Source organism: Mesorhizobium sp. M7D.F.Ca.US.004.01.2.1 (assembly GCF_003997785.1).
GTDB classification, from domain to species: Bacteria; Pseudomonadota; Alphaproteobacteria; order Rhizobiales; family Rhizobiaceae; genus Mesorhizobium; species Mesorhizobium loti.
The window spans coordinates 1-15515 of the sequence record NZ_RZRQ01000002.1 but is presented as its reverse complement, the minus strand read 5'-3'; the positions used below and the strand labels follow the sequence as shown (position 1 = coordinate 15515).

The following is a 15515-nucleotide window of genomic DNA, read 5'->3' as shown; positions in this document are numbered from 1 at the left end:
CTACCGGTACAATTGCGCTTCGTTGCGCTGCAGCTTCTTCAGCGTGTTTTGGCCGGCGACAGTGCTGATATCCTCGATCTCGCCATAGATATCGGCGGTGGACGCCCCACCCGCCGGCTCTGTCAGGAACACACTCGCGAAAGCCTGCACGGGTAAGGTCTGTCCGCCGCCATGAACATTGTTGGCCGTACAGTCGACGATCGCTACATAAAGTAGACGCCTGTCAGCGGTCTGCGTCGTCGCATTGCACGCCGGCGCGGTCTGTTCGAATGTGCTCTTAAGATCCGCTTTGTGCTGAATTTCGTAGTTGTAGACACAATATCGGCTGGGGCTTGCGCCACATGCAGCTTTCACACCGGTGCCATCGTCCTTGGGCCAGTTCGTGTCCCAATAGCCCGGACTTGTTTTTGTGCCCATGAAATTCCAGTTGCCGTCGCCAAGACTTCCAGCGTTTGAACATGTGGTCGCGAAACAATTGTCTCGGGGCACCGCCATAAAATTCTTGACCTGCCCGGTACTGGGGGCTGTGTAACTGCAATTGTTCTTGCCTGCGTTTTGGACGTCCATGCCTTTTCTGACATTCGGCGCAGGCGGGTTGATGGCCGGATCGGTCTTGTAGGGGCCACCATTGTCGTAAATGTCGAAGCGCGTATTGATGCCTTTATCGACCGGAGGAATGTTGCCCGGACGGGTGGTCACCCCACTCTGGTCGTAGCAGGCGGGCGGATTGGTGACAGCGAACATTTCGGTAATCGCAGCCGTATTCTTGTCGCCCTCGGGTGACGACAGGAAGCCGTAATTGCCCGGACCGTATTGGGCGCTGTTGCCGCCAGTCTGCTCTTTCAGCCAGATCATCGGCTTCTTTGTTCCTGCTACGGCCGCCTGCAGATCGCTCAGGGACGTCGCGCTATTGGTGAAAGGATTGCAGATGAACATCGGCGTGAACTGACACAACGCGTTGGTGAATCCCGCCACCGCTTGTGGCCGAATGTCCATCTTTTCCGTGCTGCCGACGAGGCTGGCTGGAAAAATCGTCGCGAAGGCGCCCGCGCCGTCCGTCGCGCCTGACGCGTTCACGGTCACTTCGGCAAACCTGACAACCTTGGGATCGGTGCTGGCCCAGTTCTGGGCATTTGAGTCGACACCTGCGGCAGTCAGCGTGATGTCATCGCTCGCCGGAATCCCGGTCAGATAGGTGACCGTTACGTCAGCCAAGACGATTGGGTGATCACCTGATGTCGAAAACAGCGTACTGTTGGCCACGAGTGTGGTGACGGCCCGGTTGGCCCGGGTGATCGCATCCACATTGCCGTCGAGTTCCGCCGCGGCAGCAAGCGCCATCGCGTCAACACCCTTCTGCAGATCGTTATGGAGCCCATTGACTCGGCTCATATCGATGGCCAGCAGCGAAAAGCCGATAAGCACGGGCAGCATGATGGCCACCAGGATCATCGCTACGCCGCGTTGATCGTTCCAGAAGGCTCGAATGGTCCCCAACATGACCCTACTCTCTGCTTTCCTGCGCCAGGGCCCCTCGCATGCCCGGCGCCCTCCGCATCCTTCCGTTCAGCTCACTGCGACGTCGTCACACCAGACCCGCCGACATTGACCGTGATCGCCGGCGGTGGCGGCGGTGGCGGTGGAAATTTGTAGCTGTGGGCAACAGCGGCAGCACGCGCGCCGTCGCCTTCGATATGTGTATTCCGGGACGCCGGATTGAGCGGGTCGACCGTCTGCAGCATCGAATTGAATTTCTGCGTCTCGCCGGCGGCCAGGGTCACCGAATCGTAATGGTTCAGATAGTCCGCGGCGCAGCCCGACAGCGCACCGGCGCACAGAATGAGGATCAAGGCGCTATTTCTTGACATAGAGCATCTTGTCCTTCGATTTGAAGTCGAGCATGTGGCCATAGGGGCCGGTGACGCCGTCGCCCGTTTCATACTTTCGGATCATGTCTTTGTTCACTTCGAGCTGACCAAGCACGAAGAATTCCGGATCGTTGGCCGGCCTCGTCTTGTCGAACGGCGTCGCCAGTTGTTCGCCAGGCTTCACCGGCCGCACGATGTGCGGCGTGACGATGACCACCAGTTCGGTCTCTTCTTTCTGGTTGCTCGAATTGCGGAACAGCGTCCCGATAATTGGTACCTGGCCGAGCCATGGCACCTGGTTCTGCAGCTTGGTGGTCTTGCTGGACAGCAGCCCGCCGACCGCGAAGCTCTGGCCGTCGCGCAGTTCGACAACGGTTTCCAGCTTGCGGTTGGTGAAGATCGGATCGCCGGCCGTGGTGAAGCCGGTCAGGTCGCTGACCTCCGGCGCAAGGCTCATATGGATCTTGCCGTCGTCAAGTACGATAGGCGTGAACTGAAGATTGACGCCGAATTGCTTGTACTCGATCTGGACCTCGCCATCCTTGTTGACGCTGCGGATCGGTACCTGGCCGCCGGCGTTGAAGCTGGCTTGCTCGCCGGAAAGCGTGGTGAGGTTCGGCTCGGCCAGCGTGCGCACCACGCCCTTGGCCTCAAGTGCCTCGATGACCAAATCGACTTTGATGTTGCTGTCAATGACGCGGGTGATCAGCGCCGCGAAGGGGTTGCTGTTCGACAACAGGCCGGTGATAACATTGCCCGTTCCGGCTATCACATTGTCCTCGTCGACGGCGGCACTGCCCGTTCCGATGCGGGTCGTAGCATCGCCGTTCCTGCTCCTGATTGACACGCCGAGATCTCGGCCGGCGTTGCGCTTGGCTTCCAGCACGCGCACCTCCAGATTGACCTGCTGGCTGTCGTCGACGACAACGGAGTTGATGATGGCATCGGGACCATATTGCTGCGCAACTTCCATGATTGCCGCCAGCGTGGCGCCGTCCTTGACATGACCGCCGAGCCTGACCCTGCCATTGACCGAGCCCACTTCGATGCGCGATTTTGGCGCCACCTGCCGGATCGCCTGCGCCATGTCGCTGACATCGACGCCGACCTCGATCTGGAGGGCGCCGAGCGAGCGCTTCTCAGGCGAGAACAGATTGACCGTGGTGGTGCCGGCGCCCTTGCCGATGACATAAAGCGTCCGGTCGGTCATCGGCTGGGCATCGGCAATCTTCTCGTCGCCGACGACGATGTCACCCAGATTGGCACTCACCTGGACGGTAACCGACTGCGACATCGGCAGGAAGATACGATGAACGCTGGGGGTCGATACATCGATGAAGCGGTCGGCCGCATCGGCCGCCAGGCTCGACAGCAGCAGCGCTGCCAGACAAGGCAACGCGGCCGCCACCGCCATCCTCAACCAAGACCCCTGCATCCCCGTCTCCCCAATCGCTGCCTGTGGCAGCCCCATTTTATTAGCCGCACCTTATCATGGTTGTCGCGGCACGTCATATGTCTCGAGTTTTACACCCCGAAAAACGCCGACGGTCGCCCGTGCCGGCGGCTCGGGGGTCACGTATTTGACCACTTCCTTGACGACTTCCCGGACTTCGGGTGCAGACACCACGGCCGGAGCCGGCTTAACCTTGCTTAGATCGTCGAGCTTGCTTCCCACTCGCTCTACGGCCTGGGCGAGGCCGGCGATCTTGTCGTCCGCGCGTTTGCGCTCTGCTGCAGCCTCGGCTTCCGCTGCTGCTTTCCTGTCGAGTTCCGCCTGCCTGGCGGCGACGTCTGCCGGCGTTTCGCCGGTCAGGTCGGAAAGCGTCACCCGCTCGGTCGTCTCGCCCTTACTTGCCGCGGCCTGGCGAAGCGCCAGCGACAATTGGCCGGCGCCGGCTGCCAGGGTCAGCTTCTGCGCATCCTTGGTGCTGGCCTCGAGCGTCACCGATTTGACGACGGTCGGGCTATCCTTGCTCACATCGGCAACCTGGTCGACGGCAAGCACCTTCATGCTCTGCAGCAGCACGTCGACGAAACTCTTGTCGTCGCCGTCGCCGCGCTCGGTTCGCGTCAGCAAGACATCGACCCGGTCGCCCGGGAAAACAAAGCCGGCGACGCCGAGCACGTCATTGACGCGGATGGAAACGGCCTTCATGCCTTCGCCGAGCACCGCCGAAAGCGTGGCGCGCTGGCCGGGGCCGGTGATCTTGGTGGCGAGCACAGGTTCGTTGACGCCGATCGCCTGCAGCGCCTGCTTGCTGCCTCCGCCCGCCGGAAGGTCTTTCGTCAAGAGCTCTTCCGTCGTCTTGAAAGCGCCGTCCGGAACCGCGCCCGCCGGCCATGCGACCTCACGCAGTTTGTCGGCGGACAGCGTGTCGCCGAACTTCAACGCCACCGCTGCCACCACGACAGTATCGCGTGGCACGTCGTCCGTCCGCGCCATGGCATTGCGCTGGCTGGCCAACCAGATATTGGCGAGCACCACCGCCAGCACGCCGAACACGCCGGCGAGAACGATCATGATAAGTGTATTGACGCGCATCTTCCCACCCCACCATCGCCCGCCGGGCGAATGTCAGCCCCTTCAAAGCGCATAATCCTGGGCCGAAATCGAGCGATTCCGGCCCAGAAAATTCTTAGCAAGTGCCGCCGGCACCGCCAGTGCTGGATAAACCCTTGGTGTTCAAGTTCGCGCAAAGGCCGGTGAACTGACTGCCGACCCATCCGCCGATGGCAATAACCGCAACGATCGATGCCGCGGCAATGATGCCGATCAGGATCGAGTATTCCACCATGGCAGCGCCGTTCTCATCGTCGTGGAACTGCCCGGCTACCTCGATAAGCCACTTCATGCCCATCACTCCCTGGCCATTCCGGCCTTTCTTGATCAACTAGGCGTGGCGCAAGTGCCGGTGCCAGTGCCAGCAGCGTCGAGGCCCTTGCCGGAGATCTTCGCGCAAAGGCCGGTGAACTGGCTGCCGACCCATCCGCCGATAGCGATAACCGCCACGATCGATGCTGCGGCAATGATGCCGATCAGGATTGAGTATTCGACCATGGCAGCGCCGTTTTCATCGTCGCGGAACTGCCGGGTCATCGTCATGAGCTTCTTCATGTCAATTTCTCCCTTTGGAGGTTTGAACCCGACGAGACAGAGCAAAGGATGAAATCCATACCCAAGCATCCCCCGTCATCTCGATCCTAGGTCCCGAGAAAACGCAGAGTCAAACGAGATTAAGAGTTCCTTAACTTTCATGTACCTGATTCGGCAAGAAGATTACAAATTCGATTGTTCCCAAGGGATTGATTCTTTTGATTTTTCAATCGCCCTTAACCATTCGTTCACAATTCAGCCGTTGATGTGGCGGAATTAGGGAAGCATTAGCTATAACGCATATTCCTTTATATCTAAGGGCTTAGGCGGGCATTCACCCGGTTTTCGCGCCAAAAAACGGATGAGCCCGAAAACCGCGGGCAATTGGGAAATTTCGGACGCCAGCCTGCATTAAATAAACAATGGATTTCGGGCTCTTGCTCTTAACTATGTCGAAAGTATTGGCTGTGCGTAGGGCGTTCAGACGCTTGTGCCCCCGTTGGTTAACGTTTAGTTTCCGCTAATACGCATCCAAGGGGAGTATAAGCGATTATGCTGGGGCGGTTCATCAAGGGGCCAGGCGATCCGAAGGTCGAGGCAAGAGCCGAGCCGACCGCGGCGCTGGCTGTTGTCCCAGCACTATCTCCCGTAGCCGAAATCGAATCCTATGGTGACGATTTCCTGACGCTCAAGGTCGAGCTTCATCGCCACCTTATCGATCGCTTCAATCTGACTGCTCTTGAAATTGCCTCCAAGGATGAGATCCTGGTTGAGATCCGGCCGATCGTGCGCGAGTTCGTTCGCGCTCGTGCGGTGCCGCTGAATGCCCGCGAACTCGATCTGCTGACCAGCGACACGGCTGACGAGATGCTGGGTCTCGGGCCGATCGAGCCGCTGCTCAAGGACGAATCCATTACGGATATCCTGATCAACACCCACAAGCGCGTTTTCATAGAGCGGCGTGGCATCGTCGAAGAAACGCCGATCCGGTTTCGGGATGAGGCGCATCTGCTGCGTGTCATCAACAAGATCGTTTCGGCTATTGGCAGGCGTGTCGATGAATCGTCGCCGATGGTCGACGCGCGGTTGGAAGACGGTTCGCGCGTCAACATCGCGGTGCGGCCGGTCTCGGTCGACGGCCCGCTGGTGTCGATCCGCAAATTCTCGAAAAATCCCTATTCGCTCGAGCGTTTGATGGCATTCAATTCGATCCGTCCGCCCATGATCGAATTGCTGCGGATCGCCGTGCAGGCTCGCAAGTCGATCCTTGTTTCGGGCGGCACCGGCAGCGGCAAGACCACCTTGCTCAATGCGCTGTCGAGCTACATACCCTCCAAGGAGCGCCTGATTACCATCGAGGATGCGGCGGAGCTGCAATTGCAGCAGCCACATGTCGGGCGGCTGGAAACGCGTCCGCCCAATGTCGAGGGCAAGGGCGAGGTGCGCCAGCGCGAATTGCTGAAAAACGCCTTGCGCATGCGGCCGGACCGCATCATCGTCGGCGAGGTGCGCGGCGAGGAAGCCTTCGACATGCTGCAAGCGATGAACACGGGCCACGAAGGCTCGATGACCACCATCCACGCCAACACGCCGCGCGATGCGATCTCGCGGCTGGAACAGATGGTCGGCATGGCGGGCATGCCGATGACGCATGATTCAATCCGGGCGCAGATCGCATCCGCCATCGACATCATCGTCCAGACACAGCGTCTTTCGGACGGAGGCCGGCGTGTCACCTCCATATCGGAAATCACCGGGATGGAGGGCAATGTCGTCCAGCTTCAGGAAATCTATCATTTCGTCCGCCGAGAGGTCACAGCCGAAGGCAAAGTCGTCGGAGATTTTCGCGCAACCGGTGTCCGTCCGCGCTTCGCTCAGGAGGCGGCGACGCTCGGGCATCATTTTGCCAAGGATGCCTTCAACCCGCAGGTTGCCCTCTGATGCCGACGGGTCAAGCTCTGCTGTACTTCATCTACATGCTCGCGGCGGCCTCGGTCATTCTCGCCGGAGAGGCACTATATCTTTCGTTTGCCGGTCGCCGGTCGCGGATGGGCGTGATCAACCATCGGCTGAGGCGGCTGGCTGACGAAGCGCCAGCTGAACAGACCCTGCAAGGGTTGCTGCGCGAACGTGGGCTGACGGAGTCGGGTGATTTTCTATTTGGCATGATCTGGCTGAACAGGCTCTATACTCAGTCCGGTATTACTGGAAACCCGATATTTTTCGCTGCGACGTTTCTCAGCGCTGGACTGGCACTTGCGTTGCTGATGTCGATCTTGTTGCACTTCTCTGCCTTGGCGTCGCTCATCGTTTTTCTGGTAGTCGGATTCGGCCTGCCGCTTTTGGTTCTCCGCCGCGCCCGCAACAAACGAATTCTGAAATTTGCAAGACAGCTCCCGGATGCGCTGGACATGATCGTCCGTTCGTTGCGAGCTGGCCATCCGGCTTCGGTGGCGGTCGGGCTCGTAGCGCGGGAAATGCCGGATCCGCTCGGCACCGAGTTCGGCATTGTCTCCGATGAAATCACCTTTGGTCTGAGCATAGAGCAGGCCGTGCGAAAGCTTTCGCAGCGTGTCGGCTTCGAGGGCCTTCATCTGTTGTCGGTGGCGCTGTCGATCCAGTCCAAGACGGGCGGCAATCTTACCGGGATCCTGGCCAATCTCTCCGTGGTGCTGCGCGATAGGCAGAAACTCAGGATGAAGATTCGCGCGCTTTCGGGCGAGGGTCGTGTGTCGGCATGGATCATCTCACTGTTTCCGGTGGTTATGTTCCTGATCCTTCTGCTGCTCGCCCCGTCCTACTACGGCTCCGTCTGGGGCAGTCCGATTATCTTGCCAGTGTTCACGATTTTCGGGCTGTGGGCGCTATTGGGCGACTTTATCATGTACCGCATGGTCAATTTCGATTTCTGACGGGAGCGAAGCAAAAACTTGTTTTCGAACATCCAGGATCTGAGCGTTTTGATCTCTGTTGCCGTCTTTGTGGCGGCGGTTGCGTTGTTCCTGTTCGGCGCGCTTGTCTTCTTGCCGGCGTTGCAGACGCGGACGCTGGTCGCGCAGAGCCTGATGGCGGAAGGGATTGCCGATCGCCGTTCGCTCGCCGGACAGGAACTGCTTGCAAAAATTGCCGCGCAGCGGCCGGTCGACGCCTATTTCCGGTCGATGGAGAAGGAGCGGGACGAACCAAATGCGCTTGAGGCGAAGCTGTTTCGAGCCGGCTTCTATCAGGCCAGCGCTCCGCTCATTTACACCTTGTCGCGGCTTGGTGGCGTCTGTGTCGGCTTTCTGGCTGCCTATGCGCTCTTGTCGCGAGTGCTCCCACCTCAAATGCCAGGTTTCGTAGGTTTTGCCGGCTCAGCTCTGTTCGGGCTCGCATGCATCGTGGTTCCGGCCATCCTGCTCGATCGCTTCGAGAATGCGCAGAAGGAGATCTATCGCCGCGCCTTTCCCGATTTCATGGATATGATGATCACCTGTGCGGACGCGGGCATGAGCCTGGAGGCAGCGGTGGAGCGTGTCAGCAGCGAACTGGCAGGCACTCATAAATGGCTCGGCATCCAACTCGCGATCATGAATCTGCAGTTGCGTGCCGGCAAGCCGTTGCGCGAGGCGTTGCGCGACCTCGCCGACCGAATCGGGCTTGACGAAGCGCGGGCTTTGGCCGTGCTGTTTCGGCAGTCGGAAGAGCTCGGTACCAGCCTGACCGACGCTTTGCGTGTTTACAGCGAAGAGATGCGCGGACAGAGAATACTTCACGCCGAGGAGCGCGCTAACTCTCTGCCGGTGAAGATGATGATTCCGTTGGGCTTATGCATCTTCCCGGTGGTGATGATGGTGATCATGCTGCCGGTCATTATCCGAATGAAGGGCATTTTCTTTTAGTTGCGTGTATGATCTGATTCTAATATGAGGTCCGAGACCCTTGGGGGAATCTGTATGAAGAGGGCTATCGCGGCGGCGGCCTGTCTGTTGTTGGCAGTGCTTGCTGGCTGCCAGACGGCGGACCCCACCGATGGTGTCGTTCGCACCAACGAGCCGTCAAAAGGCGATGTGACGTCTTTTGGCGATGCTTTCGACGGGCTGAAGACGGTCAGCGATGTCGAATATTATGCCTCGGACCAGGCCGTTGCCGAAGCCAAGAATCAGTTCCGTGCCGAGAATTACGGCAATGCCGGCGCGCTGTTCTTCAAGGCCACGCAACTGGCGCCCAATGATGGTGGCGCCTGGATGGGACTGGCCGCTTGCACCGACCGGATTCACCGCTTCGACCTTTCCGACCGCGCCTATGCCAGGGCCTTCAAGCTGGTTGGCGCATCGCCCGAATATTACAACAATGTCGGCTATTCCTATTTGCTGCGTGGCAAGCTGCAGGACGCCCGCTCGAATTTCCTCAAGGCTTATGAGCTGGCGCCCAACGATCCGACAGTAGCCAACAATCTGAAGCTTCTGTCGTCGAGCGTGCAGAACATCGAGCGCTAGCATGCTGATTGTCGAAGCGCTGCTGCTGAAGGCTCTCGCCATCCCTCTGCTTGCCAGGATCGCATGGCTCGACTTCACGACGCAGAAGATTGCCAATCGCGATGTGCTGCTGCTGCTGTGCCTGGGCATGGGATCGCTGTTGTTGCTGCTGCTCAGATCCGGGTCCTGGTGGGACATGGGCTTGAGCGCGGTTGCCGGCCTCGTGCTGTTTCTTGCGTTGTTCCCGTTCTGGATATTACGCAAGATCGGCGCCGGCGACGTCAAGCTGATGGCGGTCGTCCCTTTTCTGACCGGCGGAACCGATCTCGTCGTGTTTTCCATGCTGCTGCTCGTTTTCGCCCTTGTCACTGCAATGGCCATGAAAAATCCGTTCCTGCTGCCCGCAGGCGCCTTCCGCGTCTATGTTCAGCATCTCGACCGGAAAGGCGTTGTGCCGTTCGGCGTGCCAATCTCGGTCGCGGCGATCTGTACGGTAACGTTCGTGATCTACAAAAGTGTGGTGCTGGCGAGCAGCTCTGGGATACTGGATCAGCTTAACTGAACGGCGGCAGCCCGCGCGCCGAACGGAAGCATTGGCCCCCAGGCGGGACTCATGGGCAACATCGACCAGAAAGCGAACGTCGCGCTGTGAGGGCTGAGCGCGATGATCAGGATGGCCGAAAGGGCAAGTGAGGTAGGTGCCAGGACGCGAAGCAGGGAAAGAAGTTTCGGCATCCGGTGATGATAGGCAGGCAAGATTAATTAAAAATGAAAGAGGCGCATGCGTTTACCCTTCGGAAATCATCTTCTTGCTGCAACATGGAAGTAGTGCTTAAATGCGGCTTGGCAGGGGGGAGGAATGTTAACCGAGGATTTTCTAGGGCGTATCGCCATCGTCTTTGTTATGACGATCCTGGCTGTATTCAGCGCGATTCCACTACTCGTCTATTTCCGCCAGGACACATCGGCAAGTTCGCTGGCCGTCGCTACCCAGGCGGCGGCGACGGTGTTTTTGCTATTGCAGGTTCTCATGACGGTCAGTCGCCTTCCACCGAAGGGAACAGCTCGAGGGATTGAACCAAGGATAACCTCAGTAGCGGGGACGTTTCTGATGTTGGTAGCAATGCTTCTGACGCCAGCGTTGGATAGCGAGGCAGCACAAGTGACGGCTCTTGGCCTCATTTTCATTGGGACGACCAGTTCGTTCATTTGCCTTTATTGGCTAGGCCGATCATTCTCTCTCATGGCTACGGCTCGGCGTCTGGTTACCACAGGCCCATACTCGATTGTCCGCCATCCTTTGTACATCTGCGAGGCAATATTCATTATTGGAACGGTCGTCTCGCATTTTTCGATGTTGATGATGGTCATAGCTTCGCTCCAGTTTCTTTTACAGTATCGACGCGCTAAAAATGAAGAAGCCATCCTGCGGCAAACTTTCCCCGAGTATAACGACTATGCGCGGCGTGTTCCCATGCTTTTGCCTCGGTTTCTTGGTAGGACAGGTATCAATCCAAGCGGTTAATAGTCAGCATCGGGGCCCACCCTGTTGATCTGGTCTTTGCAAATACTTCGTTTCGTTGCCGCGCTGATGGTCGTATATGTCCATGCAGCCCAGACTGCGGTTAAGGCCACCGGATCTAATGGTCTGTTGCCTCATGATTTTCAGGTGGCCGGCTACGCAGGCGTAGACATCTTCTTTGTCATATCGGGGGTGATTATTGCTAAGACGGCACCTGGTCTGACTTGGCGATCCTTCGCTTGGAGACGGTTCCGGCGCATTGTTCCGCTCTACCTACTGATCAGCATCCCGTATGCGATCGTCGCCTACAAAACCGGCTTCGGCTGGCGGGACGCGCTGGCGACGCTCCTGCTATGGCCAGCTACCGATCAAATGACCGCGCCCGCACTGCCAGCCGCCTGGACGCTGTGCTTCGAAATGCTGTTCTACGCCGCCGCCACCATCGTTCTCATCGACCGGCGACTGCTGCCGGGACTCGTTGGTATGTTCGGCCTCGCAATGATATTTCGCTCGGCGGGTCCAGTGCTGCAGTTCCTTGGCAACCCGCTGATCATCGAGTTCGGCTTTGGCGTCGTTCTCGCCTATGCACCTAGGTGGAAATCGGCGGTGTGGTGCCTGCCGGTCGGCGCTGCGGCGATGATCGCTGTCGGGTTCATTGGTTTAGCGCCGCAAGGGGGCACGATGGAGTTCCTCGCGGGCGATAACGGCTTCCAGCGTGTGCTGGTCTATGGTCTGCCGGCGGCGATGATCGTCTTCGGCACGATGCAGATCGATGCGCAGCCTAGCGTCTGGACGGTTCTCGGTGATGCCTCCTATATGCTGTATCTGATCCACACTCTGCCGATAACGCTGCTTTTGATGGTGTGGACGGCTTTTCCGATTTCTCCGGACCTTATCATCGTGATCGGCACAGCCACGTCAGTTCTTTTCGCTTGGCGGATGTACATTCGGTTCGAGTTGCCGCTGCGCAAATTCCTGCGCCGGCATGATCCCCATCAGAAGATTGGCTGCCGTCAACCTGGCTTGGCATTGCGGGATTGACGGATATGCTTCGATACTGGCTGCCCGATTATATGGGCCGTTGCCGGACGCATAGCGGGACCTTGGTCACGGCGCTCGATGCCAATCGATGTTTCATTCTGTCTCAGTAGCTGTGTAAAGATCTTGTCCAGAGATAAACAACCACAGGGGAAGACAATATGACACTTCACCTTTCGGCGGATGCCCCGGTTTCAGTCGCCCCGCAGAAATATCTCTTCGGTCCGTTCATCGATTTTTTCATGCTTGGTGGGAGCGCGTTCCTGCTGCTGCCAATCCTTTTCCTCGTGCCTCTTAAACACGAAGGTCTTGTGGCGGGGGTAACGCTCTTGCTCGCCAATCTGATAAACCATCCACATTTTGCCCATTCCTATCAGATTTTCTATCGCAATTTCGCGCGCAAGGTGCGGGGAGACGGATACGACAGGAATCTCCAGATCCGCTACATTTTCGCGGGCATTGTGGTTCCGCTGATCATGGGCGCTTTCTTTGCCTATGGCTCCCTAACCGGCAACGCTCGCCTGCTGGGATATGCAACCAATGCGATGGGCTTTTTCGTGGGCTGGCACTACGTCAAGCAAGGCTACGGCATGCTGATGGTGGACGCCGTGTTGAAGCGCAGGTTCTTCAAGGATCAAGACAAGAAAGTGTTGCTGATCAACGGCTATGCCGTGTGGCTGTTCGCATGGCTCCAGACAAACGCAGTGATCACCGAAAGGCAGTTCTGGGGCCTGGACTACTACACATTCGCTGTCCCGCCATGGGTGCTCAACATCGCGCTCGCGATCGCAGCTGCCTCCTCGGCAGCCACCGTCGTGATGTTTGTCAATCGCTGGCGCAAGCATGGCGGCACGTTGCCTTATAACGGCGTCGTCGCCTACGTCGTCACCCTTTATGCCTGGATCCTGTTCGTGACGATAAATCCGCTCTGGCTGCTCGTGGTGCCGGCGCTTCATTCGCTGCAGTATCTGGCGGTGGTTTGGCGTTATCAGACCAATGTCGAGCGCGACCGTGCGGATGCCGTCAAGGATCCGGAATTCAAGGTTCTGTCCATTCTCGGACCGCTATACAGGCTGCGGGTATTGGCATTCATCATCGCCGGCACAATTCTCGGCGCTCTTGGCTTCTGGCTCGTGCCGATGGCGCTGAGTGCCCTGGTTCCCTACGACAAACAGGTGCTCGGCTCGTCGCTTTTCCTCTTCATAGCGTGGATATTCATCAACGTGCACCACTACTTCCTGGACAACGTGATGTGGCGCCGCGGCAACCCGGAAGTATCGAAATATCTGTTCCGCTAGCGCCCCCTGCGCTCGAAAGGCGGCCCACGAGATGCATTGCCGGTAAGTTGCCCGTTGGGAACATTATTTGCCGACAGGCCATAATGTGCAGCGCTGACGTTCTTCCATTCGACCCAGATTGGACTGTCTGTTGCTTTGATCGGCACGTCTTGCGTGTCACTTTGGAGACGCCATTCATGCTCGAAGCTCTTGCCGGTGATCGCTTCTACTTTCTCTTGGGCAAGGCAGGAAAAGAAGGAACCTGACCATGCCCAGAATTGTGCCGGTGCTCGATCTGAGCCGTCTCGAACAAGGTGCATCCGAATATCGTACCTTTCTCCTGGACCTGCGCACTGCGGCCCGGGACGTCGGCTTCTTCTACCTCAGCGGCCACGGAATTTCCGCCTCGGAGATCGACGACGTGCTCGATGCCTCGCGCCGGTTCTTCGCATTGCCGGAGGCCGACAAGCTGGCGATCGAAATGGTCAAATCCCAGCAGTTTCGCGGCTACACCCGCGCCGGTGGCGAACTGACCAGGGGCGCGGCCGACTGGCGTGAGCAACTCGACATTGGCGTCGAGCGCCAGCCCATAGCGCAGGGGCCTGGAATTGCACCGTGGACACGGCTGCAAGGGCCGAACCAGTGGCCGTCTGCACTGCCGGAGCTCAAGCCGGCGCTGCTTGCTTGGCAGACCAAGGCGACGGCGGTGGCGATCCGATTGCTGAAGGCCTTCGCGCTGTCGCTTGACCAGCCGGAGGATGCCTTCGACGCGATCTACCGGGACTCGCCCAACCATCGCATGAAGATCGTTCGTTATCCCGGCCGTGACGCGACCGAAGGCAACCAGGGCGTCGGCGCGCACAAGGATGGCGGTTTCCTGACCCTGCTGCTGCAGGACGACAACAAGGGGCTGCAGGTCGAATATGACGGAAGCTGGGTGAATGTGGATCCGCTGCCTGGAACGCTGGTCGTCAACATCGGCGAGCTGCTCGAACTGGCATCGAACGGCTATCTCCGCGCCACCGTGCACCGCGTCGTGACGCCGCCTGCCGGCGTCGAGCGGATTTCCGTTCCCTTCTTCTTCAGCGCGCGGCTCGATGCGACCATCCCGCTTCTCGGCCTTTCCGAGGAGCTGGCGGCGCAGGCACCTGGGCCGGCAAGCGATCCCGACAACCCGTTGTTCCGCGATGTCGGCACCAATGTGCTCAAAAGCCGGCTACGTTCACATCCCGACGTGGCACGCCGCCACTATGCCGATCTTCTCGAGACCGGAGCAGCGGGCTCGTGAGGGTTCCACAGTACGGCGCACGAATTTTTGCCATTTTGCCTGTTTTTTGGAATGTCATTCGTCGCCGAGGCTTCGAAATAAGCTCAAACAGGTAAAATCGTTCGGCGGTTTCCTCCCATTCCGCTGGACGGTGTTCCCCTCTGAAGGTTTTGACCTTCTTTTGGCCGGGCCGCATTCGAGCCCGGCCATTTTTTGTCCCGGGGTCTCGGGCGAAAAACTGAAATTCTGCAAAAGCCCGGCGCGGCGGAACAGGATACCTTCCCGAGTTGGGCGGACCGTCCGATTCTGAGGTAAGGATTCGAGCGCTGGTGCTCGACTGTATCGATCGGTCGGAACGACTTTCATGACACGGAAACAATTGCGTCTCGGCGCCTTCATGCGTCCCGTCAGCCTGCACACCGGCGCCTGGCGCTACCCGGGTGCTTATCCCGATGCCAATTTCAACTTCGCGCATCTGAAGCGCTTCGCCCAGGCCCTGGAGGCGGCGAAGTTCGACGCCTTCTTCATGGCCGACCATCTGGCCGTTCTCAACATGCCGATCGAGGCGCTGCGGCGCAGCCATACGGTCACGTCGTTCGAGCCGTTCACGCTGCTGTCGGCGCTGGCCGCAGTCACCGACCATATCGGGCTGGTCGCCACCGCATCGACGACGTTCGATGCGCCCTATCATGTTGCCCGCCGCTTCGCCTCGCTCGACCATATCAGCGGCGGCCGCGCCGGCTGGAACATCGTCACCACGTCCAATCCGGATGCGGCGCTCAACTTCGGCCTCGACGAGCATGTCGAGCATGACGAGCGTTACCAAAGGGCGCGAGAATTCTACGATGTCGTCACCGGCTTGTGGGACAGCTTTGCCGACGATGCCTTCATCCGCGACGCCGAAAGCGGGCTCTATTTCGACCCCGCCAGGCTGCATGTGCTCGACCACAAGGGCGAGCATCTCTCGGTACGCGGTCCGCTCAACATCGCAC

16 protein-coding genes are annotated in these 15515 nt (G+C 58.8%); 10 read left to right on the top strand and 6 right to left on the bottom strand.

Features of this window, described 5'->3' with window-relative positions; all coding sequences use genetic code 11:
- The 6 genes from EN993_RS00830 to EN993_RS00805 form a co-directional block, all read right to left on the bottom strand.
- Entirely contained in the window at nt 1–1500 is a 1500-nt protein-coding gene (locus EN993_RS00830; RefSeq protein WP_127262125.1) for a pilus assembly protein TadG-related protein, read from the bottom strand.
- A 71-nt stretch (nt 1501–1571) separates the two neighbouring features.
- Complete coding sequence (locus tag EN993_RS00825; RefSeq protein WP_126067904.1) at nt 1572–1868, bottom strand: hypothetical protein; 297 nt, start codon at nt 1866–1868, stop codon at nt 1572–1574.
- Nucleotides 1855–3303: a type II and III secretion system protein family protein gene (locus EN993_RS00820; protein WP_127262124.1), complete on the bottom strand. Its 1449-nt coding sequence runs from the start codon at nt 3301–3303 to the stop codon at nt 1855–1857. Before EN993_RS00820 ends, EN993_RS00825 begins: the two co-directional genes overlap by 14 nt.
- A gap of 54 nt (nt 3304–3357) precedes the next feature.
- The gene (cpaB, locus tag EN993_RS00815) at nt 3358–4410 is read right to left on the bottom strand and encodes a Flp pilus assembly protein CpaB (protein ID WP_126067906.1); all 1053 of its coding nucleotides are present in this window, start codon (nt 4408–4410) and stop codon (nt 3358–3360) included.
- 94 nt (nt 4411–4504) lie between these two features.
- Nucleotides 4505–4726, bottom strand: a complete 222-nt coding sequence (locus tag EN993_RS00810; RefSeq protein WP_348630406.1) for a Flp family type IVb pilin — start codon at nt 4724–4726, stop codon at nt 4505–4507.
- A gap of 29 nt (nt 4727–4755) precedes the next feature.
- Nucleotides 4756–4983 carry a Flp family type IVb pilin gene (locus EN993_RS00805; protein ID WP_109670104.1) on the bottom strand — a complete coding sequence of 76 codons (228 nt, stop codon included), beginning with the start codon at nt 4981–4983 and terminating at the stop codon, nt 4756–4758.
- 531 nt (nt 4984–5514) lie between these two features.
- On the opposite strand from EN993_RS00805, the gene EN993_RS00800 reads away from it, so the two are divergent.
- From EN993_RS00800 to EN993_RS00755, 10 genes are all read left to right on the top strand, one after another.
- On the top strand, nt 5515–6903 hold the full coding sequence (locus EN993_RS00800) for a CpaF family protein (RefSeq protein ID WP_127262122.1): 1389 nt from the start codon (nt 5515–5517) through the stop codon (nt 6901–6903).
- The gene (locus EN993_RS00795; protein ID WP_109670100.1) at nt 6903–7874 is read left to right on the top strand and encodes a type II secretion system F family protein; all 972 of its coding nucleotides are present in this window, start codon (nt 6903–6905) and stop codon (nt 7872–7874) included. The genes EN993_RS00800 and EN993_RS00795 overlap by 1 nt, the downstream gene beginning before the upstream one ends.
- 18 nt (nt 7875–7892) lie before the next feature.
- The gene (locus tag EN993_RS00790; protein ID WP_127262121.1) at nt 7893–8843 is read left to right on the top strand and encodes a type II secretion system F family protein; all 951 of its coding nucleotides are present in this window, start codon (nt 7893–7895) and stop codon (nt 8841–8843) included.
- A 54-nt stretch (nt 8844–8897) separates the two neighbouring features.
- Complete coding sequence (locus tag EN993_RS00785; protein WP_109670096.1) at nt 8898–9440, top strand: tetratricopeptide repeat protein; 543 nt, start codon at nt 8898–8900, stop codon at nt 9438–9440.
- A 1-nt stretch (nt 9441) separates the two neighbouring features.
- On the top strand, nt 9442–9981 hold the full coding sequence (locus EN993_RS00780) for a prepilin peptidase (protein WP_109670094.1): 540 nt from the start codon (nt 9442–9444) through the stop codon (nt 9979–9981).
- A 297-nt stretch (nt 9982–10278) separates the two neighbouring features.
- A complete protein-coding gene (locus EN993_RS00775) occupies nt 10279–10944 on the top strand; it encodes an isoprenylcysteine carboxylmethyltransferase family protein (protein ID WP_127262120.1) in 666 nt (221 codons plus the stop codon).
- 24 nt (nt 10945–10968) lie between these two features.
- Nucleotides 10969–11982 carry an acyltransferase gene (locus EN993_RS00770; protein ID WP_127262119.1) on the top strand — a complete coding sequence of 338 codons (1014 nt, stop codon included), beginning with the start codon at nt 10969–10971 and terminating at the stop codon, nt 11980–11982.
- Nucleotides 11983–12140: 158 nt separating this feature from the next.
- Nucleotides 12141–13277, top strand: coding sequence for a hypothetical protein (locus EN993_RS00765; protein WP_127262118.1), 1137 nt, complete (start codon nt 12141–12143; stop codon nt 13275–13277).
- 247 nt (nt 13278–13524) lie between these two features.
- Complete coding sequence (locus tag EN993_RS00760; RefSeq protein WP_127262117.1) at nt 13525–14544, top strand: isopenicillin N synthase family oxygenase; 1020 nt, start codon at nt 13525–13527, stop codon at nt 14542–14544.
- A gap of 343 nt (nt 14545–14887) precedes the next feature.
- On the top strand, nt 14888–15515 hold a 628-nt coding region (locus EN993_RS00755), incomplete at its 3' end, for an NtaA/DmoA family FMN-dependent monooxygenase (protein ID WP_127262116.1).

What these genes read in the sequence shown, in the direction of transcription:
- EN993_RS00795 (WP_109670100.1), top strand. Translation starts at nt 6,903, where the DNA reads ATGCCGACGGGTCAAGCTCTGCTGTACTTCATCTACATGCTCGCGGCG.
- EN993_RS00785 (WP_109670096.1), top strand. Translation starts at nt 8,898, where the DNA reads ATGAAGAGGGCTATCGCGGCGGCGGCCTGTCTGTTGTTGGCAGTGCTT.
- EN993_RS00810 (WP_348630406.1), bottom strand. Translation starts at nt 4,726, where the DNA reads ATGGGCATGAAGTGGCTTATCGAGGTAGCCGGGCAGTTCCACGACGAT.
- EN993_RS00805 (WP_109670104.1), bottom strand. Translation starts at nt 4,983, where the DNA reads ATGAAGAAGCTCATGACGATGACCCGGCAGTTCCGCGACGATGAAAAC.
- EN993_RS00820 (WP_127262124.1), bottom strand. Translation starts at nt 3,303, where the DNA reads ATGCAGGGGTCTTGGTTGAGGATGGCGGTGGCGGCCGCGTTGCCTTGT.
- EN993_RS00825 (WP_126067904.1), bottom strand. Translation starts at nt 1,868, where the DNA reads ATGTCAAGAAATAGCGCCTTGATCCTCATTCTGTGCGCCGGTGCGCTG.
- EN993_RS00800 (WP_127262122.1), top strand. Translation starts at nt 5,515, where the DNA reads ATGCTGGGGCGGTTCATCAAGGGGCCAGGCGATCCGAAGGTCGAGGCA.
- EN993_RS00780 (WP_109670094.1), top strand. Translation starts at nt 9,442, where the DNA reads ATGCTGATTGTCGAAGCGCTGCTGCTGAAGGCTCTCGCCATCCCTCTG.
- EN993_RS00830 (WP_127262125.1), bottom strand. Translation starts at nt 1,500, where the DNA reads ATGTTGGGGACCATTCGAGCCTTCTGGAACGATCAACGCGGCGTAGCG.
- EN993_RS00760 (WP_127262117.1), top strand. Translation starts at nt 13,525, where the DNA reads ATGCCCAGAATTGTGCCGGTGCTCGATCTGAGCCGTCTCGAACAAGGT.
- cpaB (WP_126067906.1), bottom strand. Translation starts at nt 4,410, where the DNA reads ATGCGCGTCAATACACTTATCATGATCGTTCTCGCCGGCGTGTTCGGC.
- EN993_RS00765 (WP_127262118.1), top strand. Translation starts at nt 12,141, where the DNA reads ATGACACTTCACCTTTCGGCGGATGCCCCGGTTTCAGTCGCCCCGCAG.
- EN993_RS00775 (WP_127262120.1), top strand. Translation starts at nt 10,279, where the DNA reads ATGTTAACCGAGGATTTTCTAGGGCGTATCGCCATCGTCTTTGTTATG.